The sequence below is a fragment of the Leisingera sp. JC1 genome (assembly GCF_001679925.1).
In the GTDB taxonomy this organism is placed as follows: domain Bacteria; phylum Pseudomonadota; class Alphaproteobacteria; order Rhodobacterales; family Rhodobacteraceae; genus Leisingera.
The window spans coordinates 92889-118745 of the sequence record NZ_LYUZ01000046.1 but is presented as its reverse complement, the minus strand read 5'-3'; the positions used below and the strand labels follow the sequence as shown (position 1 = coordinate 118745).

Annotated in this window: 31 protein-coding genes and 1 pseudogene; 21 read left to right on the top strand and 11 right to left on the bottom strand. The window is 63.0% G+C overall.

The features are described 5' to 3' along the window. Positions 1 to 194: pseudogene (locus A9D60_RS05615) on the top strand (IS5/IS1182 family transposase); the annotation flags it as partial. 28 nt (positions 195 to 222) lie between these two features. Here A9D60_RS05615 and A9D60_RS25970 read toward each other — a convergent pair. Further along, positions 223 to 471 (bottom strand): hypothetical protein, encoded by a 249-nt coding sequence (locus A9D60_RS25970; protein ID WP_141117831.1) that lies wholly within the window; start codon positions 469 to 471, stop codon positions 223 to 225. Positions 472 to 644: 173 nt separating this feature from the next. Between A9D60_RS25970 and A9D60_RS05610 the strand changes: the two genes are divergently transcribed. From A9D60_RS05610 to A9D60_RS05560, 11 genes are all read left to right on the top strand, one after another. Next, entirely contained in the window at positions 645 to 1253 is a 609-nt protein-coding gene (locus A9D60_RS05610; protein ID WP_065266682.1) for a VOC family protein, read from the top strand. Then, positions 1250 to 1771 (top strand): GNAT family N-acetyltransferase, encoded by a 522-nt coding sequence (locus tag A9D60_RS05605; RefSeq protein WP_065266681.1) that lies wholly within the window; start codon positions 1250 to 1252, stop codon positions 1769 to 1771. The genes A9D60_RS05610 and A9D60_RS05605 overlap by 4 nt, the downstream gene beginning before the upstream one ends. 9 nt (positions 1772 to 1780) lie before the next feature. After that, entirely contained in the window at positions 1781 to 2479 is a 699-nt protein-coding gene (locus tag A9D60_RS05600; protein WP_065266680.1) for a molecular chaperone DjiA, read from the top strand. Then, on the top strand, positions 2460 to 3455 hold the full coding sequence (locus A9D60_RS05595; RefSeq protein ID WP_065266679.1) for an endonuclease/exonuclease/phosphatase family protein: 996 nt from the start codon (positions 2460 to 2462) through the stop codon (positions 3453 to 3455). The genes A9D60_RS05600 and A9D60_RS05595 overlap by 20 nt, the downstream gene beginning before the upstream one ends. Positions 3456 to 3613: 158 nt before the next feature. Beyond that, on the top strand, positions 3614 to 4225 hold the full coding sequence (locus A9D60_RS05590) for a hypothetical protein (protein WP_065266678.1): 612 nt from the start codon (positions 3614 to 3616) through the stop codon (positions 4223 to 4225). A 257-nt stretch (positions 4226 to 4482) separates the two neighbouring features. Continuing rightward, positions 4483 to 4740, top strand: coding sequence for a YjhX family toxin (locus tag A9D60_RS05585; RefSeq protein WP_065266677.1), 258 nt, complete (start codon positions 4483 to 4485; stop codon positions 4738 to 4740). Positions 4741 to 4751: 11 nt separating this feature from the next. Then, on the top strand, positions 4752 to 5198 hold the full coding sequence (locus tag A9D60_RS05580; RefSeq protein WP_065266676.1) for a GNAT family N-acetyltransferase: 447 nt from the start codon (positions 4752 to 4754) through the stop codon (positions 5196 to 5198). Between the two features lie 64 nt (positions 5199 to 5262). Then, positions 5263 to 5784: a GNAT family N-acetyltransferase gene (locus A9D60_RS05575; RefSeq protein WP_065266675.1), complete on the top strand. Its 522-nt coding sequence runs from the start codon at positions 5263 to 5265 to the stop codon at positions 5782 to 5784. Between the two features lie 257 nt (positions 5785 to 6041). Next, entirely contained in the window at positions 6042 to 6236 is a 195-nt protein-coding gene (locus A9D60_RS05570; protein WP_065266674.1) for a hypothetical protein, read from the top strand. An 8-nt stretch (positions 6237 to 6244) separates the two neighbouring features. Beyond that, positions 6245 to 7399, top strand: a complete 1155-nt coding sequence (locus A9D60_RS05565; RefSeq protein ID WP_065266673.1) for a Hint domain-containing protein — start codon at positions 6245 to 6247, stop codon at positions 7397 to 7399. A gap of 81 nt (positions 7400 to 7480) precedes the next feature. Continuing rightward, complete coding sequence (locus tag A9D60_RS05560) at positions 7481 to 7861, top strand: hypothetical protein (RefSeq protein WP_065266672.1); 381 nt, start codon at positions 7481 to 7483, stop codon at positions 7859 to 7861. 36 nt (positions 7862 to 7897) lie between these two features. Here A9D60_RS05560 and A9D60_RS05555 read toward each other — a convergent pair whose 3' ends face one another. From A9D60_RS05555 to A9D60_RS05530, 6 genes are all read right to left on the bottom strand, one after another. Further along, positions 7898 to 9496 carry a Ppx/GppA family phosphatase gene (locus A9D60_RS05555; protein WP_065266671.1) on the bottom strand — a complete coding sequence of 533 codons (1599 nt, stop codon included), beginning with the start codon at positions 9494 to 9496 and terminating at the stop codon, positions 7898 to 7900. Between the two features lie 52 nt (positions 9497 to 9548). After that, on the bottom strand, positions 9549 to 10256 hold the full coding sequence (locus A9D60_RS05550; RefSeq protein WP_065266670.1) for an HdaA/DnaA family protein: 708 nt from the start codon (positions 10254 to 10256) through the stop codon (positions 9549 to 9551). 4 nt (positions 10257 to 10260) lie between these two features. After that, on the bottom strand, positions 10261 to 11349 hold the full coding sequence (locus A9D60_RS05545; RefSeq protein WP_065266669.1) for an AI-2E family transporter: 1089 nt from the start codon (positions 11347 to 11349) through the stop codon (positions 10261 to 10263). A gap of 230 nt (positions 11350 to 11579) precedes the next feature. Next, a complete protein-coding gene (locus A9D60_RS05540) occupies positions 11580 to 12098 on the bottom strand; it encodes a fasciclin domain-containing protein (RefSeq protein WP_065266668.1) in 519 nt (172 codons plus the stop codon). Positions 12099 to 12217: 119 nt separating this feature from the next. Further along, positions 12218 to 13195: an isopenicillin N synthase family dioxygenase gene (locus A9D60_RS05535; RefSeq protein WP_065266667.1), complete on the bottom strand. Its 978-nt coding sequence runs from the start codon at positions 13193 to 13195 to the stop codon at positions 12218 to 12220. After that, on the bottom strand, positions 13192 to 14556 hold the full coding sequence (locus A9D60_RS05530; RefSeq protein WP_065266666.1) for an FAD-dependent oxidoreductase: 1365 nt from the start codon (positions 14554 to 14556) through the stop codon (positions 13192 to 13194). Before A9D60_RS05530 ends, A9D60_RS05535 begins: the two co-directional genes overlap by 4 nt. A 222-nt stretch (positions 14557 to 14778) precedes the next feature. On the opposite strand from A9D60_RS05530, the gene A9D60_RS05525 reads away from it, so the two are divergent. Further along, a complete protein-coding gene (locus A9D60_RS05525; protein WP_065266665.1) occupies positions 14779 to 16380 on the top strand; it encodes a BCCT family transporter in 1602 nt (533 codons plus the stop codon). Between the two features lie 261 nt (positions 16381 to 16641). Further along, complete coding sequence (proS, locus tag A9D60_RS05520) at positions 16642 to 17997, top strand: proline--tRNA ligase (protein ID WP_039148897.1); 1356 nt, start codon at positions 16642 to 16644, stop codon at positions 17995 to 17997. A gap of 98 nt (positions 17998 to 18095) precedes the next feature. On the opposite strand, the gene A9D60_RS25965 is transcribed toward proS, so the two are convergent. Then, positions 18096 to 19310 (bottom strand): alpha/beta hydrolase, encoded by a 1215-nt coding sequence (locus A9D60_RS25965; protein WP_141117830.1) that lies wholly within the window; start codon positions 19308 to 19310, stop codon positions 18096 to 18098. Positions 19311 to 19484: 174 nt separating this feature from the next. Between A9D60_RS25965 and A9D60_RS05515 the strand changes: the two genes are divergently transcribed. Continuing rightward, a complete protein-coding gene (locus A9D60_RS05515; protein ID WP_065266664.1) occupies positions 19485 to 19922 on the top strand; it encodes a GDSL-type esterase/lipase family protein in 438 nt (145 codons plus the stop codon). Between the two features lie 12 nt (positions 19923 to 19934). On the opposite strand, the gene A9D60_RS05510 is transcribed toward A9D60_RS05515, so the two are convergent. Further along, the gene (locus tag A9D60_RS05510; RefSeq protein ID WP_065266663.1) at positions 19935 to 20423 is read right to left on the bottom strand and encodes an HPP family protein; all 489 of its coding nucleotides are present in this window, start codon (positions 20421 to 20423) and stop codon (positions 19935 to 19937) included. Between the two features lie 5 nt (positions 20424 to 20428). Beyond that, complete coding sequence (locus tag A9D60_RS25960) at positions 20429 to 20686, bottom strand: hypothetical protein (RefSeq protein ID WP_141117828.1); 258 nt, start codon at positions 20684 to 20686, stop codon at positions 20429 to 20431. Between A9D60_RS25960 and A9D60_RS05505 the strand changes: the two genes are divergently transcribed. The 5 genes from A9D60_RS05505 (at position 20670) to A9D60_RS05485 (ending at position 24567) form a co-directional block, all read left to right on the top strand. Continuing rightward, complete coding sequence (locus A9D60_RS05505; RefSeq protein ID WP_065266662.1) at positions 20670 to 21170, top strand: DUF2937 family protein; 501 nt, start codon at positions 20670 to 20672, stop codon at positions 21168 to 21170. The two genes, A9D60_RS25960 and A9D60_RS05505, sit on opposite strands and share 17 nt — an antisense overlap. A 55-nt stretch (positions 21171 to 21225) precedes the next feature. Beyond that, positions 21226 to 22512, top strand: coding sequence for a lipoprotein-releasing ABC transporter permease subunit (locus A9D60_RS05500; RefSeq protein WP_065266661.1), 1287 nt, complete (start codon positions 21226 to 21228; stop codon positions 22510 to 22512). Then, entirely contained in the window at positions 22505 to 23188 is a 684-nt protein-coding gene (locus A9D60_RS05495; protein ID WP_065266660.1) for an ABC transporter ATP-binding protein, read from the top strand. The genes A9D60_RS05500 and A9D60_RS05495 overlap by 8 nt, the downstream gene beginning before the upstream one ends. Before the next feature lie 253 nt (positions 23189 to 23441). Beyond that, the gene (locus tag A9D60_RS05490) at positions 23442 to 24101 is read left to right on the top strand and encodes a hypothetical protein (RefSeq protein WP_065266659.1); all 660 of its coding nucleotides are present in this window, start codon (positions 23442 to 23444) and stop codon (positions 24099 to 24101) included. Between the two features lie 139 nt (positions 24102 to 24240). Next, the gene (locus tag A9D60_RS05485; protein ID WP_065266658.1) at positions 24241 to 24567 is read left to right on the top strand and encodes a bactofilin family protein; all 327 of its coding nucleotides are present in this window, start codon (positions 24241 to 24243) and stop codon (positions 24565 to 24567) included. Between the two features lie 11 nt (positions 24568 to 24578). Here A9D60_RS05485 and A9D60_RS05480 read toward each other — a convergent pair whose 3' ends face one another. Beyond that, the gene (locus tag A9D60_RS05480) at positions 24579 to 25400 is read right to left on the bottom strand and encodes a class I SAM-dependent methyltransferase (RefSeq protein ID WP_065266657.1); all 822 of its coding nucleotides are present in this window, start codon (positions 25398 to 25400) and stop codon (positions 24579 to 24581) included. A gap of 103 nt (positions 25401 to 25503) precedes the next feature. Here A9D60_RS05480 and A9D60_RS05475 point away from each other — a divergent pair, with 103 nt between their 5' ends. Next, positions 25504 to 25845: a zinc ribbon domain-containing protein YjdM gene (locus A9D60_RS05475; RefSeq protein ID WP_065266696.1), complete on the top strand. Its 342-nt coding sequence runs from the start codon at positions 25504 to 25506 to the stop codon at positions 25843 to 25845. Positions 25846 to 25857: the final 12 nt, after the last annotated feature.

Genomic DNA, 25857 nt, shown 5'->3' with positions numbered 1-25857 from the left:
GGGCGTTCTGGAAACGATGGACGGGATACCACACCCGCAGCCGCGCAGAAGCCAGGATGCGCTGCCTCAAGGCCTTCGGCGAGCGCATCGCCGCGAGAGACCCAGATAGCCAAACCGCTGAAATCCACATCCGCGTCGCACTCATCAACCGCTTCAATGCCCTCGGCACCGCCGAGATCGTCCGCGTGGCCTGAACCTGAAGGGGAAAGGGGAAGTCACGCCTCAAGACGCCTTTCTGCAACAATGCCCATGGACGTCGCAATGCCTGCGGAGTGAAGGAGCGGGGTTGGAAAAGACCATTGACGTACCATAGTAATGCATCAAATAAGCGTCATCGTGGTCATCAGTCGTCGGAACAAAAATGATGCTGACTTCTGGGTCGCCGGTACGGATTTTCGGAGCCATCAGCGGTGAACCAGATTTCTTGTAATCCATCCAGAACTCCAGCCCATCGCTGGTTTTGTAGATCATTGCGTCCTGGGGCGGTTTCGGCCTGTTCACGTAAAATGTCCCAACAAAGTTTGGCTGCACATTAATCCGTATCCTCGGCCGATTGGAAGCCTCAGCCATCCCTTCAGTCGCAAGTCCCGCCTTGCACCCCGCCGCAACCCAGCTAGTCTCTGCGCCAAAAGGGGAGGGCACATATGATACTCGACCATCTGGCAGTGGCCGGCGAAACGCTGGAAGAGGCCGTTGCCCATACCGAAGACGCGCTCGGCATCGCCCTGGGCCCCGGCGGCGTCCATGTCCGCTATGGCACCCATAACCGGCTGACCGGGCTGGAGGACGGGCTCTATCTGGAGGCCATCGCTATCGATCCGGACGCCGAACCGCAGGAGCAGCCGCGCTGGTTCAACCTCGACCGCTTTGAAGGCCCCGCCCGGCTCAATAGCTGGATCCTGCGCAGCGAAGATCTGGAAGCGGAGAAACCCCTGCTGCCGCCCCATGCGCAGCGGCATGTACAGATGCAGCGCGGGGACTTGCGCTGGCTGATGACGGTGCCCGCGGACGGGCTGCTGCCTTTTGACAACCTCTTTCCTGCGGTTCTGCAATGGCAGGCGGAACCGCCTGCAGCAAAATTGCCGCAATCGAACTGCCGCCTGACCCGCCTGATCCTCAGCCACCCGGAGGCCTCTGATTTACAGACCGCGCTTGACCGCATCCTCAACGACCCGCGCCTAAAGGTCGAACAGGGCGCGCCGGCAATGATGGCGGAGTTTGACACGCCGCATGGGCCGCGGGTGCTCCGATGATCATCCGCTCCGCAACCGAGGCTGATGCCGAAGCCGTCTGCGCCATCGCCAACTGGGTGATCCGCGACACGCTGGCGACCTTCAACACGATCGAGAAGACCCCGGAACAGGTGCGCCAGCAGATCGCCGCCAGCAACGGCGCCTATTTGGTGGCGGAACAGGACGGGGAGATCCTCGGCCACGCGCATTTCTTCCCGTTCCGCTCCGGCCCCGGCTACCGCTTCACGGCGGAGCACACCATCCACCTGCTGCCCGCAGCACAGGGGCAGGGCGCCGGCCGCTGCCTGATGCAGGCGCTGGAGGAAAAGGCCACAGACGCGCAGATCCACGTGCTGATCGCCAGCGTCAGCAGCGCCAACCCTGCTGCCATCGCCTTTCACGCCGCCCTGGGATACGTGGAAACCGCCCGGATGCCGGAGCTTGGCTGCAAGAACAATCTCTGGCTCGACACTGTTTTCATGCAGAAAATCCTGACGCCCGGTATTCCCGCCCCTGACAGCACGGTGAAACCCGGATAGGCTCGCCCCATGTCACTCTGGACCCGCATATCCGACGCACTGGCCGCGCTTGCCGCAGGTGAAAGCCTGACCGACGTCTTTGACAAGCTGCGCGCGCCGCCCGAACGCACGGTCGCCTTTGCCATTGCCGTCATCGCGCTTGGCGCCAAGATGGCCAAGGCCGACGGCCAGGTCACCCGCGACGAGGTCACCGCCTTCCGCGAGGTGTTCCAGATTGCCCGCGATGACGAGGCCGGTGCCGCGCGCGTCTTCAACATGGCGCGCACAGATGTCGCGGGTTACCAGGAATACGCCCGCCGCATCCACAGCATGTTCGCCAATGACCCCACCACGCTCTGCGACCTGATGGAGGGGCTGTTTCACATTGCCATGGCGGACGGCTTCTACCACCCCGGCGAAAACGAGTTCCTGGAGGAGGTGAGCCGCATCTTCGGCCAGACCCCGCAGCAGTTCCAGGCTTTGCGCGCTCGCTTCGTGCCGGATGCGCCCAAGGATCCCTATACGGTGCTTGGGGTCAGCCCTGAGATGACCAAGGAAGAGATCCGCAAGCACTGGCGCAAGCTGGTGCGCGACACCCACCCGGATGCGATGATCGCCCGCGGCGTGCCGGAGGAAGCAGTGCGGCTGGCGGAGAAGCGGATGATCGACATCAACCGCGCCTGGGACGAAATCAGCGGATGCGGCGGCAATGCGGCTGGCCACCTATAATATCGAGTGGTTCGCCTATCTGTTCGACAAGGACGACACCCTGATGCTGGACGCCAAGCCCTCCGGTGTGCACGGCGTCGACCGCTATACCCAGGGACGCGCCATCGCCCAAGTGCTGCAGCGCATTGATGCCGATGCCATCATGGTGATCGAGGCGCCCAACACCGGCCGCAGCCAGCGCACCACCCGCGCTCTGGAAAACTTTGCCGCTGAGGCCGGCCTCAGGGCGCGCGAGGCGGTCAGCGGCTTCCCGAACGACACCCATCAGGAAATCGCGCTGCTTTATGATCCGGACGTGCTGGACGCGGTGCATGACGCGCGCTCCAGCCCTGCCGCACCGCGGTTCGACGGCGTCTTTGAGATCGACCTCGACGTCGATGAGCGGCTGGATCAGGTGGCGTTCTCCAAACCGCCGCTGGAACTGGCCGTCACCACCAAGGACGGCACCGCCTTACGGCTGATCGGCGCGCATCTGAAATCCAAGGCGCCGCATGGGGCCAGAACGCCCGAAGCCATCACCGCCGCCGCCATCGCCAACCGCCGCAAGCAGCTGGCGCAGGCGATCTGGCTGCACCGCCGGGTCGCGGAGCACGTCGCCGCAGGCGAGCAGGTGATGGTGCTGGGCGACCTCAACGACGGCCCCGGGCTTGACCAGTACGAACAGCTGTTCGGCCAGTCCTCGGTGGAGATCGTGATGGGCGATCTGCTGCACGACCCGCACGCGCAAAGCCTGCTGCAGCCGCGCCCCGCCATCCCGCCCAGCACCTCGCGGTTCTACAATGCCGAGACCAAGCGCTTCACCCGGGCGCTGCTGGACTACGTGATGATTTCGCAAAGCCTGATGGGCCTGCGCCCCCAGTGGCGCATCTGGCACCCGTTTGAGGACGGCGAATGCTACGGCGACGCAGACATGCGCCAGGCACTGCTGGATGCGTCCGACCATTTTCCGGTAACGCTGGATATTGAGATGGGTTGAGACACGGGATGCTTTCCAACGGTCGTCTTGGAACGGCTGTTTTGTGCGACGCCTGAAAAGGCTCAGGGTTGTATCCCGGAACATCCTTGTTATTTCAGGCAGTCGTGCGGGGCGCGCTGCCGCGCCGGTTACAAAAACAAATTTGCAGAGCGGTTTATATGTTCAAGACGATTTTGTTCCGAAATCCGCATCCGGCGGGACCACTATGGTTCAGAAAATTGGCCTCGGTTTACCTCATTCTGTGTGGTTTGCCGATCTTTCTGCCTTACTTTGATGCTCGGTATTTACCCTCCCCGGAATGGGTGTCCAGCGTTCGCATTTTCGATATTCTTGTTGTCATTCTCATGACTTGCGCTGCGGGTTTCTTCGTCTTCCAAGAGTGTAGGAAGGCTACCTCAGAGGTAAGTCGAGTAAATGCCGTCTGGGGCGGCATTGGGATAACTATACCATTTTGGATTTTTGGCATTCTATTGAACTGGGGGCCGGTAACCCATGGCGGACCAATGCTGGTTTCAGGATTGATTGGGCAAGAGGTCGAGTTACCGTTTGATGTCAGGTTCTGGGACACTGGCCGCGATCGCAGCCGATGCCCTAACTCCGTCACTGTAAAGGACTTGCCGTTGATCCAGGGGAAGATCTGCAATCTGCCACCAGAGTTTCTCACCACGCTGCAGCGGTACGACACTATCATTGTGTCTGGTCAGGGAACGCAGGCGGGACTGTTTGTCTCCAGCGCACGTAGAGCTGTGCAAGAACCTGACAGCTTGTAGAGCTGTAATTTGCCGCCGTCACGGTTCTCCTTACCTGTTCACGGCATTTGCCCCCCGCTTGACAGGTTCCGGTCCGCTGATTAGATGACTGCCGCACGAGGGGCACGATGCCTCTTGCGATGGAGATTTTATGAAAGAGTCCCGGGCCTAACGCCCGTTCCTGGCGAACCTCACAGGAACACCCGCAAAGATAGGCACACTCACGCGCTGACGCTGAGTGCCCCTGTTTCTGTGCTTTCATAAATCGAGACATCCCCATGAATATCTCAAAGCACGAGCAACGTGTTTTGCATGAACTCGCCCTGGGCGGCGAGATTAAATACGCGCGCGGCGACAACGGCAAAGTGCAGTCCGTCCAGTGCTATACACGCGACGGCTTTGTCTTCTCAGCCTGCACGATGGACGTGTTCAAGCGCCTCAAGGACAAGCGCTTCATCAAGTCGAAGAACGGCAACCCCTATCGCATCACGCATTTAGGGAACCAATCCGTGCGCGCCCAAATGAACCAGCGGTAGGACAGAAGAAGATGACAGATAACACGTTCTCTATCCGCCCTTACCACGCCGGTGACACGGATGCGGTGATTGCCGTCTGGCAACAGGCCAATGCGCTCGCGCATCCGTTCCTCAGCCCGGACTTCGTGGCAGAGGTGCAGCAGGCCATGCGCAGCATCTACCTGCCCAATGCGGAAACCTGGGTTCTGGAGGAAGCAGGCACCGTTATCGGTTTCATTGCATTGCTTGGCAATGAAATCGGCGGCCTGTTTCTGGAGCCGTCCAGACACGGCCGGGGATACGGCAAGGCGCTGGTTGATCATGCGGTGGCTCTGAAAGGGCCGCTGACGGTGGAGGTCTTTCGCGACAACACCATCGGGCGGCCGTTCTACGAACGCTACGGCTTCGAGTTTGCCGGGGACGCGCTTCACGAACCTTCCGGACAGGTGAGCCGGAAGATGGTGATGCCCGGTGCTTGACCACCCTTCAACAGGCCGTCCCTTGCGCGGGGCGGCTACACCATTCATCCAAAGGAGACCAGAAATGGACAACATGGAAAAAGAAAACATCATCGACGTTCACCGCCGTGCCTTCGGCCCGGACGAAGGACCGGAAATCGCAAAGCTTGCAGAAAGCTTCCTTGATCACCCGAACACCATCTCAATCAGTGTCAGCCGCGATGGCAAGACCGCGGGCAACGTGCTGTTCACGCCCTTCGTTTTCGAGGACCACCCGGACGCAAAATGCTGCCTGCTCGCGCCCTGCGGCGTGTTGCCGGAGTTTCAGGGCCATGGAGTGGGCAAGGAGCTGATGGAAACCAGCATCGCGCACCTCAGGTCCGCAGGATTTGACGCAGTGTTCGTGCTGGGCGTCCCCGCATTCTATCCCCGCTACGGTTTTGTCCCGACGGACAAGCAGACGCCGTACCCGGATCTGCTGACCATTCCGGAATCCTGGATGGCACTGGAGCTGACCGCCGGAACAGTCGCAAAGCTGAGCGGCAGGACAAAGGCGATCCCTGAGTTCATGCAGCCGGCGATGTGGGACACCTCCGCGTACGGCTAGGTGCTGCAAACGCCACGGGGGGCACCCTGCGTCTTGCAAAGGGAATGCCCTGGACGGCTTGACGGGGAAGGCCGGCGCGGAAGTCGCGCCGGCCTTTCAGATAGCCAGCGCCTGAAAGGCATGGGGTCCGTTCTGGTTTTCATTAAATTTTAGGCAACTAGCGGCAGACTTGCACTTGCGGGCGCGCGTGCTGCCCTCCACTTTTGGTTGTGGTGGGCGGCGTTCGCGGTGTGATCCGCATACGCAGGTGCCGGAGTATGAGCGAGCAAGACAGAAACAGAGCCTTTGCGGCTGAGCTGGAAGCCCGGTTCGGCGCGGAGCTTGACAGCCGGGAGCGTGAAACCGCGGCGCAGGCACTGGGCCGGGATGCGGCCCGCTGCCGGCTGCGTCCGGGCGGGTTGCGCGCGCTGTTCAAGGCGCTGGATGAAACCGAACCCGCGGGCCGGGGCTGAGCGTTGCCATGGCGGAATATACGGCAGAAGCCTTCAAGTGGTCGGGAACCGGCTACAACGCGCAGTACAACACCTCCCACACCGCAGTGTTCAAGGACAATGACGCTGCTTACCAGGGGGACGGCGACAACGGTGAGCGTATCAGCATCGACGGCGGCTCCTTCGGCAAGACCGCCGGCAGCCCTTATGCCATCGACATCTCATTCACCGGCACTGACGGGGCGCAGCACACCGAAACCTTCTATTTCTTCAATACCGGCGGCGAGTGGTATTTTGTGCCGGGGCCGGGCTCTGCCTTCACCACCGGCGCCACGCTGGGCAGCTATCAAAGCCATACCAGCGGCTGGAACTACGCGGATGTGGTCTGTTTTGCTCGCGGCACCCTTATCAGCACCGCCGAGGGCCCCTGTCCGGTCGAGATGCTGCGCCCGGGGCAGCAGGTTCTGACCGCCGATGGCGGCTATGCCGTGCTGCAAATGGTGACCTGCCGCGCAGTCAGTGCAGAGCAGATCCGCCGCAACCCGAAATTGTGCCCGGTACTGATCCGCGCCAGTGCGCTGGGGGCGGGATTGCCGCTGCGCGACCTGCGGGTGTCACGCCAGCACCGGCTGCTGGTCAGTTCCCGCATTGCAGGCCGCATGTTCGGCGGGGAACAGGTGCTTGCGGCTGCCCACCAGCTGACGGCGCTGCCCGGTATCCGTATCGACGACGCGGTGGCTGAGGTGGAGTATTTCCACCTGATCTTCGACCGGCATGAGGTGGTGCTGGCCGAAGGCACCCCGGCGGAAAGCCTGCTGATGGGGCCGGAGGCGCTGAAGACCCTGCCGCCCGCCGAACATGCCCGGCTCAAGCGCCTGTTTCCGGCGCTGGACGGCGTCGCCCCGCCGCCCGAGCCTGCGCGCCCGATCCCTGCGGGCAAGCAGCAGCGCAAGCTGATCGCCCGCCACAAAAAGAACAGCCAGCCATTGCTTCAGACCTATGTGCCGCAGCCGGCCCCGGCGGCTGCCGCGGGCAAGGCTTCCGCCGCCGCAGGGCACAGCCGCGCTTCCTGCAGCACCGGCCCTGGCAGGCTGCCGCTGATCCTGTCAGACCCGCTGGCCGGGACGGACCCGGGGGGCAGGCCTTCGCAGGCCGCGGCGGTACCGGCCTCCCGGCTCTCCTGATGGCGGCTGCCCCGGCTGGCATTCACCGCCTATGCCGCGTTCCCCCTGTTACACCCCGCAGCCCCTCCCTATATTAGCCTCATGAAACACCTCATCCTGCCTGCCGCTCTGATCGCCTTGATGTCCGCGCCGCTTTCCGCTCAGGAGGCGGAAGAGGAGGGCACCGGCCCGTCGCTGATGGAACGCGGGGCGGAGCTGCTCTGGGAAGGCCTGCGCAAGGAGATGGCGCCCGCTCTGGAAGACCTGCAGGGCATGATGGAGGAGATCGGCCCCTCGATGGGCGCGTTCCTGGCCGAGATGGGGCCGGCGCTGGCGGATATTGCCGAACAGGTGGAGGACTGGAGCGCCTATGAGCTGCCGGAAATCCTGCCCAACGGCGATATCATCATCCGCAAGAAGCCCAAGGAAAATGCGCCTGCCAAGGAAGACAAGGATGAGGACGAGGGCGTCACCGAAATCTGACGCCAGTTTTGACGCCAGTGCGGCCCCCTGTCTGCGTTATTCCGGTGCTTGCTCCGGCTGCGGTTCCGGCGCGGGTTTGCTGAACTTCAGGTCAACCTCCGCATCCAGCGCCTTGGCCAGCGACTTCAGCCGCGATTCCGCCACTTCGCCGTAAAGCGGCCGTGCCGAATCCGGCAGGGTCACATGCAGCACCCGTTTGCGCGGCTGCCATTGCAATTCGCCGATTTCGCCGTTGCTGGTCACCATCAGCATGGCGCCGAACCGCATCGCCTTGCCCAGCACCTCGGCCTCGTGCTGGCCTTTTTCGTCCAAGAGATCATAGAGATACTCAAAGGAGCTGCCGTGCCGCTTGTTGCTGTAGCGGTGCAGGAGCGCGAGGCCCAGGAACACCCGTTCAGAATGCTTGAGCCCGCCGAGGTTGGCACGGGTCGCGTTGTCGAAACAGACCTCGGCACGGTAGTCCGGATGTGCCCGCCAGCTGACGTCATGCAGCAGGCAGGCCGCCTTCACCAGCCGCCGCTTGCTGTGCCGGGCATTGGCGAACAGCGGATGCACGAAGTCATAAAGCGTCTTGCCGAAGCCGGGCACGCGGGCGTCCTTCATCTCGGCAAAGCGGGAGGCCTCGACCAGCGGATCGCGGGCGCGCAGCCGCTGCGGCATCTGCTCATACAGGAGGCCCTCGCGGATGCCGTAGCTGGAAACCGCGATGTCCTTGGGCTTGAAGGTGTGAATAAGCCGCGTCAGCACATCAATGGCATAGGGCACCAGCGCCATCCGGGTAGAGGAGATGCCGCAGGCGTCGCGCAGCTTGTTCAGGTCGCGCTTCTCGATGTAGCGGGCGGTTTCACGCACGTCGCTGGCGCTCATCCGGTATTCATGCAGAACCTTCAGCGGATAGCCGCGCCGGTGCATGTCGATGCGGGCAATCGCGCGCCAGCTGCCGCCGACCAGGAACAGCCGGTCGCGCTGCGCGCCCATCTCGCCGCGCAGCTGTTCCATCACCTCTTTGATATAGGCCTTGCGGCCCTTGCGGCCGCCCTTGATGTCGCGCAGCTTCAGCGGCCCCAGTGGCGACGTCACCCGGCGGCCGACAGAATTCTCCTGGATCTCCGCCAGCTCCATCGAGGAGCCGCCGATATCGCAGACCAGCCCATAGGCGCCGGGCCAGCCCAGAAGCACCCCCTGCGCCGACAGCCGCGCTTCTTCGCGCCCGTCGATGACGTGGATCTTCAACCCGGTTTCGCGCAGAACTTCCTCGCAGAACTCGGGCCCGTCCTCAGCGTCGCGCACCGCGGCGGTGGCGACGGCGGACAGGGGCGGCAGCCCCATGCCCTTGGCCAGATGCTGGAACCGGCGCAGGGCCGACAGCGCGCGGGCGCGGCCCTCCGGGTTCAGGCGGCCCGATTCCGACAGGCCGGCACCCAGCGCGCACATGATCTTCTCGTTGTAGAAATAGGCCGGGCTGCGGGCGGCGCCGTCAAACACCACCAGACGGACCGAGTTGGAGCCGACATCGACCACGCCCACCCGCGACAGCGCCCGGGCCTTGGGGTCATCAAAGATCGGACGCCCGAAGGGGCCCCAATCAGTTGCGGCGGCGGTGGCAGCGGGGGCGGGGTCCTGGGACAGGTTCATGAGGGCTCCGTCTTGCGATCCGCGGTCAGGATGGGGCATGGGCGGGCAGGGGTCAACAGCTTGCGGATGCGTCATTTTCCGCCGCCTCTTCGCGCACTTCAGACAGCACCCGGACCGCCAGGGGCCGTGTCAGGCTGCGTTTTTCCGCCAGGGACAGCTGGTCCAGCCGCCGCACGATCTGCGCCGCGGCCGCAAAGGAGCGGTCCATATGCGCCACCAGATAGGGAATCACATCCGGCTTGGGTGTGATCTGGCGGTCGTTGAACAGCTTGGCCAGCACCACCGCCAGCAGCTGGTCGTCGGGCGGCTGCAGTTCGGCATGGGTGGCGGCCTGCACCCGGCTTTGCAGGTCAGGCAGCGTCAGCCCCCAAAGGTTCGGCGCGCCGCGCCCGGTCATCACCAGCGAATGGCCCTGCGCCAGCACCAGATTATGCAGGTGGAACAGGGCGTTCTGGCGGTCTTGATCGTCCGCGATCTGCGGCACGTCCTCGACCACCACCGGGCCTTGCGCCAGCTCCGGAACCAACTGTTCGCTCAGGCTCGCAGCGGACAGGATCCGCGCGCCGGTCTGGCTGGCCCAGACATGCGCCAGATGGGTTTTTCCTGCGCCCTTGGGGCCGGTCAGCACCAGCTTGCCGCTGGGCCAGGCGAACTGCGGGTCCAGCAGGGCGACGGCCATGGCATTGGAGGGCGCGACAAAGAAATCCTCCCGCCCCAGCGCCGGTTTCGCCGGGAGATCAAAGCTCAGCTGCTGTGCCATGGGATCACTCCGCGCCTGCGTCCCGCTTTTCAGCACTGGGATGGCTTTGGCCCTGGTACAGGCGGCTGTCCAGATACTGCTCGGTGACAAAGCGCGCGATCACGCCAAGCGCCGCCGCCACAGGCACCGCCACCAGCATGCCGACAAAGCCAAAGAGCGCGCCGAAGACCGACAGCGCCAGCAGCAGCCAGACCGGATGCAGGCCGACCGAGCCGCCCACCAGCTTGGGCGTCAGGACGTTGCCCTCTGCCACCTGGCCGATGGCAAAGATGGCCGCCACCAGCCCGATCGACACCCAGTCTCCCCAGAACTGGAACAGCGCCAGCCCGATGGCCAGCGCGCCGCCGATCAGGGCGCCGAGGTAGGGAATGAAGGTGACAAGCCCTGCAATGAAGCCCACCGCGAGGCCGAAGTTCAGCCCCACCAGCATCAGCGCCACCGCGTAATAGGTGCCAAGGATCAGGCAGACGGTGCCCATGCCGCGGATGAAGGACGCCAGCACCGCGTCGATCTCGCCCGCCAGACGCCGGATCACCGGCTGGTGGTCGCGCGGCAGCAGTTCATCAATGCGGGCGACCATCCGGTCCCAGTCCAGCAGCAGGTAGACCGCCACCACCGGCACGATCACCAGCAGGATCACGATGTTCAGGAAGGAGGCCGCGCCGCCCAGCACTGATTGCAGCACCTCCATCGCACGCGATTGCAGCGTCTGCATGAAGGAGGTGACCGCCTGGTGAATGCGGCTGTTCTCCTCGAAAACCGTGGGGAAATGCTCGGTTGCAAAGGCGCGGGCATCGCGCAGCAGCTGCGGCAGCACCTGCGCCAGGTCGATCATCTGCGAGATCAGCGTCGGCACCACCACCACCAGCAGCAGCAGGAAGATCAGCAGGGTGCCCACGGTTATTGTGGCGGTGGCGCCGGTGCGGCTCATGCCCCAGGCCTCCAGCCGGTCGGCAACCGGATCGATCATATAGGCGATGGCCGCGCCCAGCACGAAGGGCATCAGAACGTTGCCAAGCGCCCACATCACCACCGCAAAGACAATGGCGGCGATGCCCCAGTATTTCAGCTGCTGTTTTGCCGGTAAGGCCATGGTCCGCGTGCCGCCCTTGGTCCGTTTGCATCAGGTTCCTGGCGCCAGTCTTTCCTGATGCAGCAGGGGCTTGCAAGGGGGCAGGGCGATTCCCCTGTGGGCAAGGCGGGGATAAGGCGGAAAAGGCCGGGGGCAACTGGGGGATGGCTTTGACGCAAAGCGGCTGCGCCGGCCCGAAAAAATGCCCGGACCAAAGCGGTCCGGGCTCAGCTGCCAAGGGGGAGGGCGCCTTAGTGGCAATCAGGCCGGGTGCCTGGCAGCAGAACCTTGTCCACCACATGGATCACGCCGTTGTCCGCCTTGATGTCCGCAATCACCACATTGGCGGAATTGCCGGTTCCGTCAGCGATGCTGACACCTTCTGACGTTTTGCTGATGCACAGCCGTTCAGAGGCCAGAACGGGTTTGAAGTAGTTGGAGCCGCTGGGGATCATCTCAGCCGTCAGTTTCCTGTCATCGACGTGGTACAGCAGCACATTTGTCAGCTGATCCTTGTTCTCGGGTTTCAACAGGGTTTCCACCGTGCCTTCGGGCAGGGCGGCAAAGGCGTCGTTGACCGGCGCGTAGACGGTGAACGGGCCGGGGCCTTGCAAAGTTTCAGCCAGTCCTGCTGCCTGAACGGCGGCAACAAGGGTCGTGAATCTGTCGTCAGACGCAGCGATGTCGACAATGGTGTTTGCCGCGGCAACGCTGGAAAAGCTCAGAACGGCGGCGGCAGCACAGGCCGCGTGTTTGACTTTGGAAAGCATGAAAAGTCCTCTCTGCTGAAGCTGTGTTTGGCGTCATGACACGTGCGTTACGGCGCCAGCAGGAGGATCGGATTATCCCGTTCACGAGCCCGTGAACGGGCGTGAAGCCTTGGGCTTCTTCAGCTATGGATCGTGCCCAGCTCCGGCGTGTCTTCGCTCGCGTCCTCATCCGGCCAGTTGGTGCGCCAGATCTCTGCCGACCAATGGCCGCAATGCACCGCAGGCCGGTCGAACCCCGCAACCGGCGGCAGCAGCGGCTGCACCACCACGTCATGGCGCGGCACGGCGAAATAGGGGAAGGAATAGCGCTCCCGCCCGGATTTGTTCACCACCCGGTGCGGGGTGGAGACCAGCCGCCCGCCGGACCACAGCTCCAGCATGTCGCCGATATTGACCACAAAACCGCCTGGCGGGCAGTCCGGGGTGATCCAGCCGCCGTCGCGGGTTTGGATTTCAAGGCCCCCCACGGGGTCCGGCGCGATGATTGTCAGCGCGTCGGTGTCCTTGTGCGGGTGGATGCCGAACCCTTCCTCCTCCGGCGCCTGCGGCGGGTAGTGCAGCAGGCTCATGTTGGTGAGCGGTTTCTCAAACGGTTCCTGAATCGCCGCCGGGTCCAGCCCCAGACCTTCTGCCAGCGCGCCCAGCAACAGGTGAAAGACACCGTCCAGCTGCGCCCAGTAGCCCAGAATGACCTCGCGCGCCTCCGGAACCTCAACCGGCCAGCGGTTGGGGCCGTAGAGCGGGCAGGCAGCGCGGATGGGATCGTCTGCCGCCACCTCATGGTGCAGCTTGTAGCCCTCGTATTTGTCCGCGGTCCCCGAGCCGTCGTTTGGCGTGAAGAACCCCATCGGGATATAGCCGCGGTAATTCTCCCGCGTAATTGCCTGATCCCACTTGGATTTCTCCTCCACGGCAAAGATTGCCCGCACCGCATCGCGCACCCTCTCTACGGTTTCCTGCGCGACGCCGGTGCCAGTGATCGACAGAAACCCGATATCCTCAGCCGCAGCCAGAGTGGCTGCGACGGTCTGCTGGTGCTGCGGGTGGCCATCCTCCCGCAGCGGTGTGATGTCGATGGTGGGGATGGCTTGCGTCAATGGATCCGCACCCCTTGGCGCTTCAGCTCTGCCTGCACCGCGGTGATATCCACCGCGTCAAACTCGCAGCCTGCTTTGACCGACAGCGCCGCGGCGATGCCCGCGCCCTGACCGCCAACCGCGCAGCAGGCCATGTTGCGGGTGGCGGCATGGGCGATCTTGTCGCCGCCGATGGCGCGGCCAGTGACCAGCAGGCCCTGAACCCCTTTGGGCAGCATCGACCGGTAGGGGATCTGCATGTAACGCCCGGTGGTGGGCAGGATCAGAACGCCGTAGCCGTCGATGAACTCCGGGTAGATGCCGATGGTGTCCTCGAACCGGCCCTGATGCCGCGTCTCATCCTCAGTGATGTTGTGAAAAGCGTCGATCTTGCGGGTGTCGCGGATGCCGATGGTCATGCCGAAGTTCCGCAAACGTGCCCCCTCGCAGCCGGGCGTATAGGTCCGCAGCGCGTCAATCGCGTGCATCGCCTGTTTGCGCCCCTCGATTTCACCCTTGGTCATGCTGTCGGGGTTGGTGCCGTCGATGCCCGCCAGATGCACCAGGTTCATATAGGTCATCTCGCCCGAGTCATGCACCGCGCCCCAGGTGCCGCCGATGGTATTGAGATGCGCGGGGATCACCCCGTCGCGGATCGCCTGGGCAAACGGCTTTGCCAGGAAGGGCGAGAACATCTCATCCTCCTTGCCTGAGGTCTCCACCTGCCATTCGCCGGTCGACCAGTTGGCATAGGTCTGCGGATCGGCCTTCACGCCTTCCATGAACTTCTGCTTGTCGACGCCGGCGATGTTGAACATCACGCTGGCCGCCTGCATCTGCTCCACCGGGGTTTTCACGCAAGGCGCCCCCATCATATGGGCAATGTCAGCATCCCCCGTCGCGTCGATCACCCGTTTCGCCAGCACTGCCTCGCGGCCCGCCTTGCTCTCGACGATGACGCCGGTGATCCGGCTGCCCTCGCGGATCGGGGCCACGAACACCCGGTGCAGCATCGGGTGGATGCCCGCTTCCTCGACCAGCTTGTCCGCGACCAGCTTGAACCCCTCGCTGTCCAGCTCATAGCTCAGCGACTGGCTTTCCGGCACCGCCGCGCCCATCGCCTTGGCGCGTTCCTCGAATTCCCAGCCGATGCCGCCGGCCTCCACCGTTTCCTCGTGCCGGTACCAGGCAAAGCCCTCGACCCCCACGGTGGTGATGTTGCCGCCGAAGCAGCCGAAGCGGTCCATCAGCGTGACCTCGACGCCTGCGCGCGCTGCAGCCAGCGCTGCCGCCAGACCGCCGGGGCCGGAGCCTACGACCAGCACCTCGGTTTCATGGATCACCGGTATCTCGCGGGCCGGTTCGGTAATTGTTTTGGCCACGTCTCTCTCCCTAAGTCGTGCCGCCGTGTTTGGCGTTTCCGCTAACACTTTCGAATCTTGAACGGCGGTTCAAGTTCTTTTKCGCCAGAATGCGGCAAAAGCGACATCATGCTGAGAGCAGGGCGCATACCGGCCCCAGGGCGGGTTTGCGGCGCAAATTAGGAGATTTCCGAATTTAATGCGACACTTGAGGCAGAATTAACGAGTAAGAGGGGAGGCGTCATGCCTGAAACAAAGAAAATGCTCGATCCCGACCCGAGGGTCTGGGACTTCGAGACGGAGTATGAACTGGGACAGGACAACATCCGGCCCTTCGGCCTGGACATCCATAATCCTGTCTTTCTGATTTCCAGTATCCTGATTGCGGCATTTGTGCTGATCGCGCTTGCCAACCAGGAGGCGGCGGCGGCCTTCTTCGGCTGGCTGCGGCCGTGGCTGACCAGCACCTTCGACTGGTTCCTGGTGTTGTCGGTGGATGCCATCACACTGTTCTGCCTGGCACTGATCATCCTGCCGGTCGGCTCTGTCCGGATCGGCGGCAAGGATGCCAAGCCGGATTATTCCTATGCCGGGTGGATTGCGATGATGTTCGCGGCCGGCATCGGCATCGGCCTGCTGTTCTTCGGCGTGCTGGAGCCGGTTTACTACAACTTCTCCGAGGGCGGCGCGGCACGGCCGTTGGGAATCGACATCAATGAGCCGGGCAATGAATACATCGGCATTGTCGGCACCATCCACCACTGGGGGCTGGAGGGCTGGGCGGTCTACGCCGCGGTCGGCCTGTCGCTGGCGATCTTCTGCTACAACCTCGATCTGCCGCTGACCCTGCGCTCGGCGTTTTACCCGATCCTGGGCGAGCGGGTCTGGGGCTGGTGGGGCCACACCATCGACACGCTGGCGGTATTTGCCACCCTGTTCGGGCTGACCACCTCGCTTGGCCTGGGCGCGCAGCAGGTGGCTGCCGGCCTGAATGAGGTGTTCGGGATCGAGCCGACCCCGACGGTTGTCGTGCTCCTGATCATCGGCATCACCGCGATTGCGCTGGGCTCGGTTCTGCTGGGCATGGACGCGGGCGTCAAACGGCTGTCGGAGATCAACATGGTGATGGCGGTGGCGCTGTTCATCTTCGTGATCCTTGTGACCGGCATCGGCACCGCAATTGCACGCTATTTCAGTGTGATGGTGGACTATGTTCAGCTGCTACCGGCGCTGTCGAACCCGTTCGGGCGCGAGGATACCAGCTACTTCCACGGCTGGACCACCTTCTACTGGGCCTGGTGGATTGCCTGGTCGCCCTTTGTCGGCATGTTCATCGCCCGTATCTCCAAGGGCCGCACGGTGCGCGAATTTGTGCTGTGTGCGCTGATCGCGCCCACGGCCGTGTGCGCGCTGTGGATGTCGACCTTTGGCGGCGGCGCCATCGACATGCTGAACGCAGGCGGTGCCGAAGGCGTCAAGGCAACCGTGATCGACAGCTACAAACCCGAGGGCGCGCTGTTCGGCTTCCTCAAGGAACTGCCGCTGTACTCGATCGTCGCCCCCATCTCGCTGGTGCTGATCGTGGTCTTCTTCGTGACTTCGTCCGACTCCGGTTCGCTGGTGATCGACACCATCACCGCCGGCGGCAAGATGGATGCGCCGGTGATCCAGCGGATCTTTTGGTGCACGCTGGAGGGGCTGGTGGCCATTGCACTGCTGCTCGGCGGCGGCTTGTCTGCGCTGCAGGGGGCGGCGGTCTCGACCGGCATCCCGTTCACCCTGGTGGTGCTGATGATGTGCTACTGCCTGTGGCTGGCGCTGCGGGCCGAGCGGGCCAAGATGTAGAGCGACACAAAAATCTTGGGAGAAAGAACTGCGGGCGTCCCGGCGCCCGCAGTTTTCTTTTGGGGGACGTGTCACGCAGTGGCACGGCCCGCGCCTGACCTTTCCCCCGGTCAGGCGCATTCGCGCCAGCCCAAGGTCCGGCCCGGGCCTTGTGTTGCACTAGGGCCGTATCCCGAATGCATTGGAACCTCCTCTTGCCCGCACCCCCATCACCCACTAAACCGGGCGGGAACTCGAACCCACATCACCGATGGAGCCAAGATGCGCCTGTCCCGCTATTTTCTGCCGGTTCTGAAAGAGAACCCCTCGGAAGCCCAGATCGTCAGCCACCGGCTGATGCTGCGCGCCGGGATGATCAAGCAATCCGCCGCCGGGATCTATTCCTGGCTGCCCTTGGGCTTCAAGGTGCTGAAAAAGATCGAAAGCATCGTGCATGACGAGCAGATCCGCGCGGGCCACATTCCGATGCAGATGCCGACCATGCAGTCCGCCGACCTGTGGCGCGAGTCGGGCCGCTACGAGGCTTACGGCCAGGAGATGCTGCGGGTGAAGGACCGGCATGACCGCGACATGCTGTTCACCCCCACCGCCGAAGAGCTGATCACCGACATCTTCCGCGCCCATGTCAGCAGCTACAAGGACCTGCCGCTGACCATGTACCAGATCCAGTGGAAGTTCCGCGACGAGATCCGCCCGCGCTTCGGCGTGATGCGCGGCCGCGAATTCTACATGAAGGACGGCTACAACTTCGACCTGACCAAGGAAGACGCGCTGCACGCCTACAACCGCCACCTGGTCAGCTACCTGCGCACCTATGAGCGGATGGGCCTGCAGGCGATCCCGATGCGGGCCGACTCCGGCCCCATTGGCGGTGATGACACCCATGAATTCCTGGTGCTGGCCGACACCGGCGAGTCCGAAGTGTTCTATGACAGCGCCGTCACCGATCTGACCTTCGGCGACCGTGAGATCGACTATGACAGCGTCGAGCAGTGCCAGAGCGTGCTGGAGGAGTTCACCTCCAAATACGCCCGCACCGACGAGACCCACGACGAGGCGCTGTTCAACCAGATCCCCGAGGAGCGCCGCCGCGTTGCCCGCGGTATCGAGGTCGGCCAGATCTTCTATTTCGGCACCAAGTATTCCGACGCCATGGGCGCCACCGTGCAGGGCCCCGACGGCAAGAACGTGCCGGTCCACATGGGCTCCCACGGCATCGGCGTCTCACGCCTGCTGGGTGCGATCATCGAGGCCAGCCACGACGACAAGGGCATCATCTGGCCCGAAGGCGTGACCCCGTTCCACTGCGGCATCGTCAACCTCAAGCAGGGCGACGACGAGGCGGATGCGGCCTGCAACCAGCTCTATGCGGCGCTGACCGCCGCCGGTCTGGACCCGCTGTACGATGACCGCAACGAGCGTGCGGGCGGCAAGTTCGCCACCATGGACCTGATCGGTCTGCCCTGGCGCATTACCGTCGGCCCGCGCGGGCTGAAGAACGGCGTGGTCGAGCTGACCTCCCGCCGCACGGGTGAAAGTGAGGAACTGTCGCCGGAAGAAGCGGTCAAGAAGGTGGTCGAGGTCTACAAGGCGCATCCCACCGGGCGCGGCTTCTGAGCTTCGCTGCACAACAGTTTGAAAATCATGGAAAGGGGGCCGGCCGGCTCCCTTCTTGCCCCCAGTGAGTGGCAACGAACAGAACTGTGGGAAATGAACTAGTTTATTTTGTTTGTTTCAGATTCTTGAATAAAGTTTTGAAGCCACGCTCGGAAGTCTTTGTTCCAAATGCCATTATGACCATCCAGAACGTACTTGTTGGTTGAAACAACAAGAAATGGATTGTTGCGCTGTTCGTCATCGGTGCGAGAAAGGTGTATCTTAGAATTGCAGTAGGAGTCCGCCCAGAAATCCACCTTCTCGTGCACTTTTGAGCATGATTCGTCTTTAGTGAGAGAGTGTGTGAAGTAGTCGGAAAAGTTTCCAATCGATGTTAGCTGAGCCGGGCGACGTAGCAAGCCGACCCATTGACCAAGCGGAAAAAATAGTTTTGTGGCAAAATCATTTGTCGTTGAAATCGTTACTAGTATTGGCTGCTGATCTCTTCTGAACCGTTCCTTGCGAACGCGCTTAACGCTGTCTAGAGCTGTGTAAATGGAAGCCTCAAATGCCGGGTTTAAAAGAATAATTTGATCCGCAGGCCCTTCGAGCTCCCTATAGACAATCTTTCTTCTCCCTGATGAGGTCCTTTCTTCGCTGGCGACATTCGGGTAAGCACTTTGAAGGCTGTGCAGCAGTATTTGTGAAGTAGCAGAGAACAGAATTCTCGCTCCAAAACTATGACCAATGAGAACTACTTGATCCCGCTTTCCGCCCTTTCTATCTCTGATGTTGTCTATAGCCCCAATCAGTTTCGAAATAATAGCGGATTGGCTAATTCGATCGGCTGTGGCTTTTGTGCTCCAGAATGTCAGATTTTCGAGTGGGCCAATGTTTGTAGCCGCATCCCAGCCTACATAAATTCCTACTACTTGCCTTTCTTCATCGGAGGCTACTTCGGAAACGAAGGAACGAAAGTTCTCTAAATCAGTGTCGCCTTCTTCTGCATTATGCTTCCAGCCGTGGATATAAAGAATGACAACTTGTGGCTCATCGACTCTGGTCAGCTCTAAGAGCGCGTCCGTCCAGTCGCAACGGTCGACAAGTGCCCCAGTGTCGGTCAGCTTTATTTTCTTAATTGTGGAGTTTCTATCAGTAGGTCGAGGAAAATGAATTCGATTTGAAGGGTCCTGTGCTCCAGTTTTCCTACACTCGGTCTGGTCGGGATCTGCCTTGTAGCGGCTGGTGCTAACCAGAAGGTTGGGAATAAAAATGTAGGCGCACAAAAAGACGAGGAGGAGAAACTTAAACTTTCTGTGTATAGGCGTTAACATCACTTATGACTGCGAGTGGAGTGGTCAGTAAACTTCCGATGAAACTCAATCGGAATGAGTTGTTCGGGAGAGAGCTCTTGCTGCATTTTTAGAAAGTGTTGTAGGAACATTACTGAAAGTTGCAAGCGGTGCAAAGGGAACTGCAGACATTTCCGCCATACCGCCTGTGCCGAGATGCGCGGCGATGCGGTGCTGCCGATGCTGCTGCACAGCCACGCGCCGCTGGATCTGGTGGTGATCATGCTGGGCACCAACGAGATCTACGAGACCCGCCCCAACCATCTGATCCGCGACGGGTTGGAGCGGCTGGTGGAGATCATCCGCCACCACCCCTGGCGGATGCCGGAACCGGTGGTGCCGCAGGTGCTGCTGATTTCGCCGCCGCCGGTGACGCTGTGCGAAACCTCGGATGTGACCCCGGCGATGGTCGAACAGTCGGAGGCGCTGGCAGACGTGATCGAGGCGCTGGCAGACCGGCTTGGCTGCGGCTTTTTTGATGCAGGCCAGGTGGCGCGGGCCTCTGCAGCCGACGGCTACCACCTGGAAGCCGCGGATTCGCGCGCCCTCGGTCAGGCGTTGCGGGTGCCTGTGGCGGCGATGCTGGCGCTCTGAGGCCAGTCCCGCTCAGCTCTGTTTCAGAGGGTAGTCATGGCCTGAGAAACGGTGGAACAGCGCGGCAATCACCACCAGAGCGACGGCTCCGGTCAGCACCGGGAACAGCAGGAAGGAAAGACCGGGATCGGTGGCAAAGACCACCAGCGGGTCGGCACCCGCAGGCGGATGGGTCAGCCGCAGTGCTGCCATCAGGGCAATCGACAGCCCCACGGCCAGTGCCAGCGCCCACCAGGTGTCGGGCAGCAGCGCGTTCAGTGCCAGGGCGACGGCGGTCGCCAGCACATGGCCGCCGACCACATGCGCGGGCTGCGACAACGGACTGGCCGGGACCGAGAACAACAGCACGCAGCTGGCGCCGAAAGGCGCGATCAGCAACAGGAGGTTGGCGTGGGTGGTCATCAGCGACAGCGCCGCAATGGCCAGAAACGCACCGAGCCCCGCCATGATCACCGTGCGCAGCGAAGGATGCGGCAGTGCGCGTTTGAAGTACTTGTCCATCGTTCTCACCCATAAAACCGGGACTCGCCTGATAAAGCCTTAGCACCGGGTGAATGCAAGGCAATGGGCATATGCGGCAGGTCACGATGCGGTGACGCCAGGCGAAACGGGTGCACAAGAGTTTTGAAGGAAAACTCTTGGCAAATCTTTTCCTCAAAAGATTTGCGCATTCTATCCGCTTGCCTGAGCGCGGCGTTTTGGCGTTTGATTGAAAGAAAAACAGGCAGCAAAAGAGAGAGAGCAGCAATGCTGGCGAGGTTCATCACCCTGGCAAGCGGCACCTTCGGGGCGGCAGCCAGTTCCCAATTTCCGGAGTTCTCGCAGCAGTATCTGCAGCGGCTGGGCGGTGCGGTGGACGAACTGCGGCGGTTTGCGGCCGGGTTCGATGCCGATGCGGCGGCATTGGGGCTGACCCGGCAGGAAGCCTTGGCACAGCTGGCTGAAGGCGGCGCAATGGGCGCGCAGCGGGCGGAAACCATGACCGGTGTCCTGTCCCGGTTCCAGCAGCTGCAGGCCGATCTGGCCGCGCTGCAGGATCTGACGCCGATGCAGCGGGTGCTGAGCGCCGCACGGTTCTCCGATCCGGAGGTTGCGGCGGCCGCCTGGGCCAGCTTCCAGCCTGCAATTCCAGTGAGCGCGGACGGGCTGATATTTGCCGGCGGCGGCGTGCTGGCAGGTGTTTTGGCGGCCGGCCTGCTGTTATCGGTTCTCCGCCTGCCGTTCCGGGCACTTGGCCTGGCTGCTTGACCCTGTCCTGCCGCCCTCCTAGGGTCGCGCAAAATTTCCGGGCAGGACCCTTTACATGGCCACCACACCACCGCCGTTTTCACGATTTGAATGGATCATCGCGTGGCGCTACTTGCGCGCCCGCAAGGCCGAGGGCGGGGTCAGCGTGATGACCTGGATCAGTCTCATCGGCATCACGCTTGCGGTGTTTGCGCTGATTGCCACGCTGGCGGTGCGCTCCGGCTTCCGGTCAGAGTTTGTCGGCACCATCCTGGGTGCCAATGCCCATGTCACCGTCTATTCCTATGGCGAGGTGAATGAGGCGGGCGTGCTGGACCGCAGCCTCAAGGACTACGAGGCGCTGGCCGAGACCGTCGCTGCAGTGCCGGGCGTCACCCGGGCTGCACCCTTGGTCAAGGGGCAGGTGATGGCGAACCTGCGCGACCGCAACGCAGGCGTCGAGGTGTTCGGGATCTCTGCCGAGGATATTCAGGGCATCCCCGGCGTTGCCCAAAGCGAAGAGGCCATCGGCGACCTCGCGCGGTTTGAGGAGGGGATTGCCATCGGCTCCGGCGTGGCGCGGGAGCTGGGGGTCACTGTCGGCGACAAGATCAAGCTGATCTCTCCCAACGGCGTCAAGACCGCCTTTGGCACCAGCCCGCGGGTGAACGCCTATGAGGTGGTCTATGTCTTCACCGCCGGGCGCTGGGACATCGACCGCACCCGGGTCTATCTGCCCTTTGGTGAGGCGCAGGCGTTCTTCAACCGCGAGGGCGTCGCGGATGAGATTGAAGTCATGGTGGAAGACCCTGAAAACGTGGATCAAATCGCCCTGCCGATCCTGACCGCGGCGGGCGGCGTTGCAGGCGTCTGGACCTGGCGCGATGCCTCCGGCGGGTTCCTGCGGGCGCTGGAGGTCGAGGACAACGTGATGTTCATCATCCTGTCGATCCTGGTGCTGATTGCGGCAATGAACATCGTCTCGGGCCTGATCATGCTGGTCAAGAACAAGGGCCGCGATATCGGCATCCTGCGCACCATCGGCCTGAGTGAAGGCTCGGTGATGCGGGTGTTCTTCATCTGCGGCGCCTTCACCGGTGTCCTCGGCACCATCTGCGGCGTGGTGCTGGGCTGCCTGTTTGCGCTTTATATCGATCCGATCTTCTCCTTCGTGAACTATGTCATGGGCGGCGGCGTCTGGGACCCGTCGATCCGCGGCATCTATGCGCTGCCCGCTGAGCTGCGGCTGGCGGATGTCGTCTCTGCCACCGCGCTGTCGCTTGGGCTTTCGTTCTTTGTGACCATTTTCCCGGCCCGCCGCGCGGCGCGCCTCAACCCGGTGGAGGCGCTGCGCTATGAGTGAGATCACGCTGGAGCTGAAGGGGATCACCAAGTCCTACCTGAGTGGCACGCCGGGGCAGGTGGATGTTCTGCGCGGCGCCGATCTGACGCTGCAGGCGGGCGAGGTTGTGGCGCTGGTGGCGCCCTCGGGCGCGGGCAAGTCGACGCTGCTGCACATTGCGGGGCTCTTGGACACGCCGGATGCGGGCGAGGTGCGGGTGGCCGGTGAGGATGTGACCCGCAAGGGCGACCGCCGCCGCACCCGGGTGCGCCGTCAGGAGGTGGGGTTTGTCTACCAGTTCCACCACCTGCTGCCGGAGTTCACCGCGCTGGAAAACATCGTGCTGCCGCAGCTGGCCAATGGGGCGTCGCAGAAAGCTGCCGTGGCGCGGGCGGCGGATCTTTTGGGCACTGTCGGCCTTGCCGGCCGCGCCGACCACCGCCCGGCGGCGCTGTCGGGCGGCGAGCAGCAGCGGGTTGCATTTTGCCGGGCGCTGGCCAATGCCCCGCGGGTGCTGCTGGCGGATGAGCCGACCGGGAACCTGGACCCCGGTACCTCCGATCAGGTGTTTGCGGCGCTGATGGAGCTGGTGCGCGGCACCGGAATGTCGGCGCTGATTGCCACCCACAACCTGGAGCTGGCGGTGCGGATGGACCGGCAGGTGAAGCTGGAGAACGGGCTGCTGGTGCCGGTTTAGGGCTGGAATGCCGGGCGGGGCCCGTTCGCGGGTGGGCGGCGCTGACTGTAATGTATGGCAGTTTATCCCGCCTGTTCCGTAGAAGTTCTGATGGGTCCGCACCGTTGCCAAAGAGCCCGCTCGAGGGGGCGGACGGGCTCTGCCCGGCGGCGCTGCGCGCCTTGTTCCGGGCTTTGCGCTCGCCCGCCAATTGACCCAATCCACCACCCGGTCCACTCTATCTCTGGTGTGGTTCCAGTGACGGCAGGTTCAGATGCAGAAGACGGTTTCGGTCCTGAAAGACCTCGTGGTCCTGTTGCGCGATATGGCGGTGATTGCGCTGTTTGCGGTCTTCCTGCTGTTTCCGCAGAAGCTGAACGGCATTCTGGTCAGCGCCGGGTTTGAGGAGGGCAGCTTTGCCGGCTTCAAGTGGAAGTCGAAGCTTGTCGAATACGACGCCACCGTGGCAGAGCTGCAGACCGCGCTGGCGGAGGCGCAGAAGGTGAATGCCCGGCTGACCCAGGCGCTGCAGGCGGCAGAGGCGGGGCCTGCGGAGGCCGGTACATCGGAACTGCAGCGCGAGGCGGAGCTGGTGCAGCAGGACGCGGCGGCGGCGTTGGAGGCGGCCAGCAGGACGGTGGCTGGCAATCATCAGCTGGTCGAACAGGCCCGCGCCCAGCTGCAGGAAGAAGTTATCCGCTACTGCTATCAGGAGGCGACCGGCAAGACCGGGCCGCAGGCCTATCTGGTGGCCTGCCACACCACGCCGGAGCGCTGCGAGCGGGCCATGGAGAACCCGGCCACGCGGTCCTCTGCCTGCGTGGCGCTGGACATGAACACGGCGCCCTGGCAGCCCAGCCCCGGCGGCTTCTGGGGCTCGCTGTTTCAGTACAGCGCCGCGCCTTTGCCCGCGCCCTTTCCGCAGGTGGAGTAGGCGGCAAGCGCAGCCGGGCGGCGGAACCTTGCCGGCGGAACAGGCGCGGCTTTGGCCCTTGGGCGGCTGTTTGCTATCAGCTATTCAAATTGGCCCGGGCGGGTTAGGCTGTCCGGGGATGCGCAGAAAGGGCTGAGACGTGGTGAATTCGGTAATCGAGAAAGATGTGACGGTTGAAGGCAATATCACCTCCAGCAAGGGCAGCGTCGAGGTCCGCGGACGGGTCATTGGCGATGTCTCGGCGCAGGCGGTGACAGTGCTGGAAGGCGGCACTGTGGACGGCGCGCTGAGCGCCAAATCGGTCACGGTGGAAGGCGCCTACAGCGGCAAGATCCAATGCGAGGACCTGCGTCTTGCAGCCAGCTCGCAGGTGCAGGCGGACGTGTCGGCGCAGACCATGTCGACCGAGAACGGCGCCCAGCTGCAGGGCAACATCAAGGTCAGCGGCAAGACGAACGGGGCATAAAGGTCCGGGCCTCACGCCTCGCAGAGGAAGCTCCAGGTCAGCATCCGGCGCTCGCGCAGGGTGCGCAGCTGGTTTTGCACCATCTGTTTGAACCCTTCCCCGAACAGCAATCGGGTAGTGATCGGCACCGGCGGCGGCGGACCCGTGCCGGCGGTGCGCTCCTCCAGCCAGCGCAGGCTTTCTGCGGTGGATTCAATGCTGTCCAGCAGCTTGAAGCCGGCCTGGCACAGCAGGGTTTCCATCTCTTGGGGGGTCGCCAAATGGCTGATCGACGGCTCCGCCGCCCAGGGCGCAGGAAAGATCATTCCGCCGCCGCCGCCCTGCAGGATGTCATAGACGGCAAACACGCTGCCGGGGCGCAGCACGCGGCGGGCCTCGGCATACATCCGGTCTTTGGCCGGAATGTTCATCGCCACATGCACTGTAATCGCGGCGTCAAAGCTATTGTCCGCAAAGGGCAGCTCCGTGGCATCGCCTTGCATGAAGTCAGTTTTGTCCGTGAGGCCCAGCCAAGTTGAAATCTCTGCCGCCGCTGCGCACAGTTCGGGCGTCAGGTCGAGGCCGGTGACATGGCAGCCCGCGGTCTCTGCAAGGGTACGGGAGACACCGCCAAGGCCGGAGCCGATGTCGAGCGCTTTGGACTGCGCGGTCAGACGCATCTGTGCGGCCAGTTCCAGCGTGGCGGCGCGGCCGCGGAAGTGGAATTCATCCAGTGCCGAGAAATCGGCGGGTGTGAGGCTTGAAGACTCCAGCCCCTTGGCGCGCAGGTCTTCGGCGATCCGGGCGGCCAGACTGCCGCCTCCGCTGTAGTGGTCTTCTATCTTGCCGGTCATGCGCCTGGCCTCTCGCTGGTCCGGGGCAGTATAGCGCAAGCAGGATCAGGCAGGAGCAGATCTGTCTCTGGCTTTGCGCCGGTTTCCGGGCTATTGGCGGGGCATGACTGATACCTTGCCGCCGTGCCCCGAATGCTCCTCTGCTTACACCTATCAGGTGGACGCCCTGCTGATCTGCCCCGAGTGCGCTTTTGAATGGGCGGCGGGTGAGGCCGCGGGCGACGCCAAGGAAGTGCGCGACAGCGTTGGCAATCTGCTGCAGGACGGCGACACGGTGACGGTGATCAAGGACCTGAAGCTGAAGGGGACGTCTTCGGTGATCAAAGTCGGCACCAAGGTGCGCGGCATCCGGCTGGTGGACGGCGATCACGACATCGACTGCAAGGTGCCGGGCGTCGGGCCGATCGGGCTGAAGTCGCAGTTCGTGAAGAAGGTGGCGGGCTAGGGCGCCGCCTGC

What these genes read in the sequence shown, in the direction of transcription:
- A9D60_RS05555 (WP_065266671.1), bottom strand. Translation starts at nt 9,496, where the DNA reads ATGAACCTGTCCCAGGACCCCGCCCCCGCTGCCACCGCCGCCGCAACT.
- A9D60_RS05560 (WP_065266672.1), top strand. Translation starts at nt 7,481, where the DNA reads ATGAAACACCTCATCCTGCCTGCCGCTCTGATCGCCTTGATGTCCGCG.
- A9D60_RS05510 (WP_065266663.1), bottom strand. Translation starts at nt 20,423, where the DNA reads ATGGACAAGTACTTCAAACGCGCACTGCCGCATCCTTCGCTGCGCACG.
- A9D60_RS05475 (WP_065266696.1), top strand. Translation starts at nt 25,504, where the DNA reads ATGACTGATACCTTGCCGCCGTGCCCCGAATGCTCCTCTGCTTACACC.
- A9D60_RS05540 (WP_065266668.1), bottom strand. Translation starts at nt 12,098, where the DNA reads ATGCTTTCCAAAGTCAAACACGCGGCCTGTGCTGCCGCCGCCGTTCTG.
- A9D60_RS05505 (WP_065266662.1), top strand. Translation starts at nt 20,670, where the DNA reads ATGCTGGCGAGGTTCATCACCCTGGCAAGCGGCACCTTCGGGGCGGCA.
- A9D60_RS05565 (WP_065266673.1), top strand. Translation starts at nt 6,245, where the DNA reads ATGGCGGAATATACGGCAGAAGCCTTCAAGTGGTCGGGAACCGGCTAC.
- A9D60_RS05495 (WP_065266660.1), top strand. Translation starts at nt 22,505, where the DNA reads ATGAGTGAGATCACGCTGGAGCTGAAGGGGATCACCAAGTCCTACCTG.
- A9D60_RS05600 (WP_065266680.1), top strand. Translation starts at nt 1,781, where the DNA reads ATGTCACTCTGGACCCGCATATCCGACGCACTGGCCGCGCTTGCCGCA.
- A9D60_RS05580 (WP_065266676.1), top strand. Translation starts at nt 4,752, where the DNA reads ATGACAGATAACACGTTCTCTATCCGCCCTTACCACGCCGGTGACACG.
- A9D60_RS05545 (WP_065266669.1), bottom strand. Translation starts at nt 11,349, where the DNA reads ATGGCCTTACCGGCAAAACAGCAGCTGAAATACTGGGGCATCGCCGCC.
- A9D60_RS05525 (WP_065266665.1), top strand. Translation starts at nt 14,779, where the DNA reads ATGCCTGAAACAAAGAAAATGCTCGATCCCGACCCGAGGGTCTGGGAC.
- A9D60_RS05575 (WP_065266675.1), top strand. Translation starts at nt 5,263, where the DNA reads ATGGACAACATGGAAAAAGAAAACATCATCGACGTTCACCGCCGTGCC.
- proS (WP_039148897.1), top strand. Translation starts at nt 16,642, where the DNA reads ATGCGCCTGTCCCGCTATTTTCTGCCGGTTCTGAAAGAGAACCCCTCG.
- A9D60_RS05570 (WP_065266674.1), top strand. Translation starts at nt 6,042, where the DNA reads ATGAGCGAGCAAGACAGAAACAGAGCCTTTGCGGCTGAGCTGGAAGCC.
- A9D60_RS05595 (WP_065266679.1), top strand. Translation starts at nt 2,460, where the DNA reads ATGCGGCTGGCCACCTATAATATCGAGTGGTTCGCCTATCTGTTCGAC.
- A9D60_RS05550 (WP_065266670.1), bottom strand. Translation starts at nt 10,256, where the DNA reads ATGGCACAGCAGCTGAGCTTTGATCTCCCGGCGAAACCGGCGCTGGGG.
- A9D60_RS25970 (WP_141117831.1), bottom strand. Translation starts at nt 471, where the DNA reads ATGATCTACAAAACCAGCGATGGGCTGGAGTTCTGGATGGATTACAAG.
- A9D60_RS05605 (WP_065266681.1), top strand. Translation starts at nt 1,250, where the DNA reads ATGATCATCCGCTCCGCAACCGAGGCTGATGCCGAAGCCGTCTGCGCC.
- A9D60_RS05590 (WP_065266678.1), top strand. Translation starts at nt 3,614, where the DNA reads ATGTTCAAGACGATTTTGTTCCGAAATCCGCATCCGGCGGGACCACTA.
- A9D60_RS25965 (WP_141117830.1), bottom strand. Translation starts at nt 19,310, where the DNA reads ATGTTAACGCCTATACACAGAAAGTTTAAGTTTCTCCTCCTCGTCTTT.
- A9D60_RS05610 (WP_065266682.1), top strand. Translation starts at nt 645, where the DNA reads ATGATACTCGACCATCTGGCAGTGGCCGGCGAAACGCTGGAAGAGGCC.
- A9D60_RS05480 (WP_065266657.1), bottom strand. Translation starts at nt 25,400, where the DNA reads ATGACCGGCAAGATAGAAGACCACTACAGCGGAGGCGGCAGTCTGGCC.
- A9D60_RS25960 (WP_141117828.1), bottom strand. Translation starts at nt 20,686, where the DNA reads ATGAACCTCGCCAGCATTGCTGCTCTCTCTCTTTTGCTGCCTGTTTTT.
- A9D60_RS05515 (WP_065266664.1), top strand. Translation starts at nt 19,485, where the DNA reads ATGCGCGGCGATGCGGTGCTGCCGATGCTGCTGCACAGCCACGCGCCG.
- A9D60_RS05500 (WP_065266661.1), top strand. Translation starts at nt 21,226, where the DNA reads ATGGCCACCACACCACCGCCGTTTTCACGATTTGAATGGATCATCGCG.
- A9D60_RS05585 (WP_065266677.1), top strand. Translation starts at nt 4,483, where the DNA reads ATGAATATCTCAAAGCACGAGCAACGTGTTTTGCATGAACTCGCCCTG.
- A9D60_RS05490 (WP_065266659.1), top strand. Translation starts at nt 23,442, where the DNA reads ATGCAGAAGACGGTTTCGGTCCTGAAAGACCTCGTGGTCCTGTTGCGC.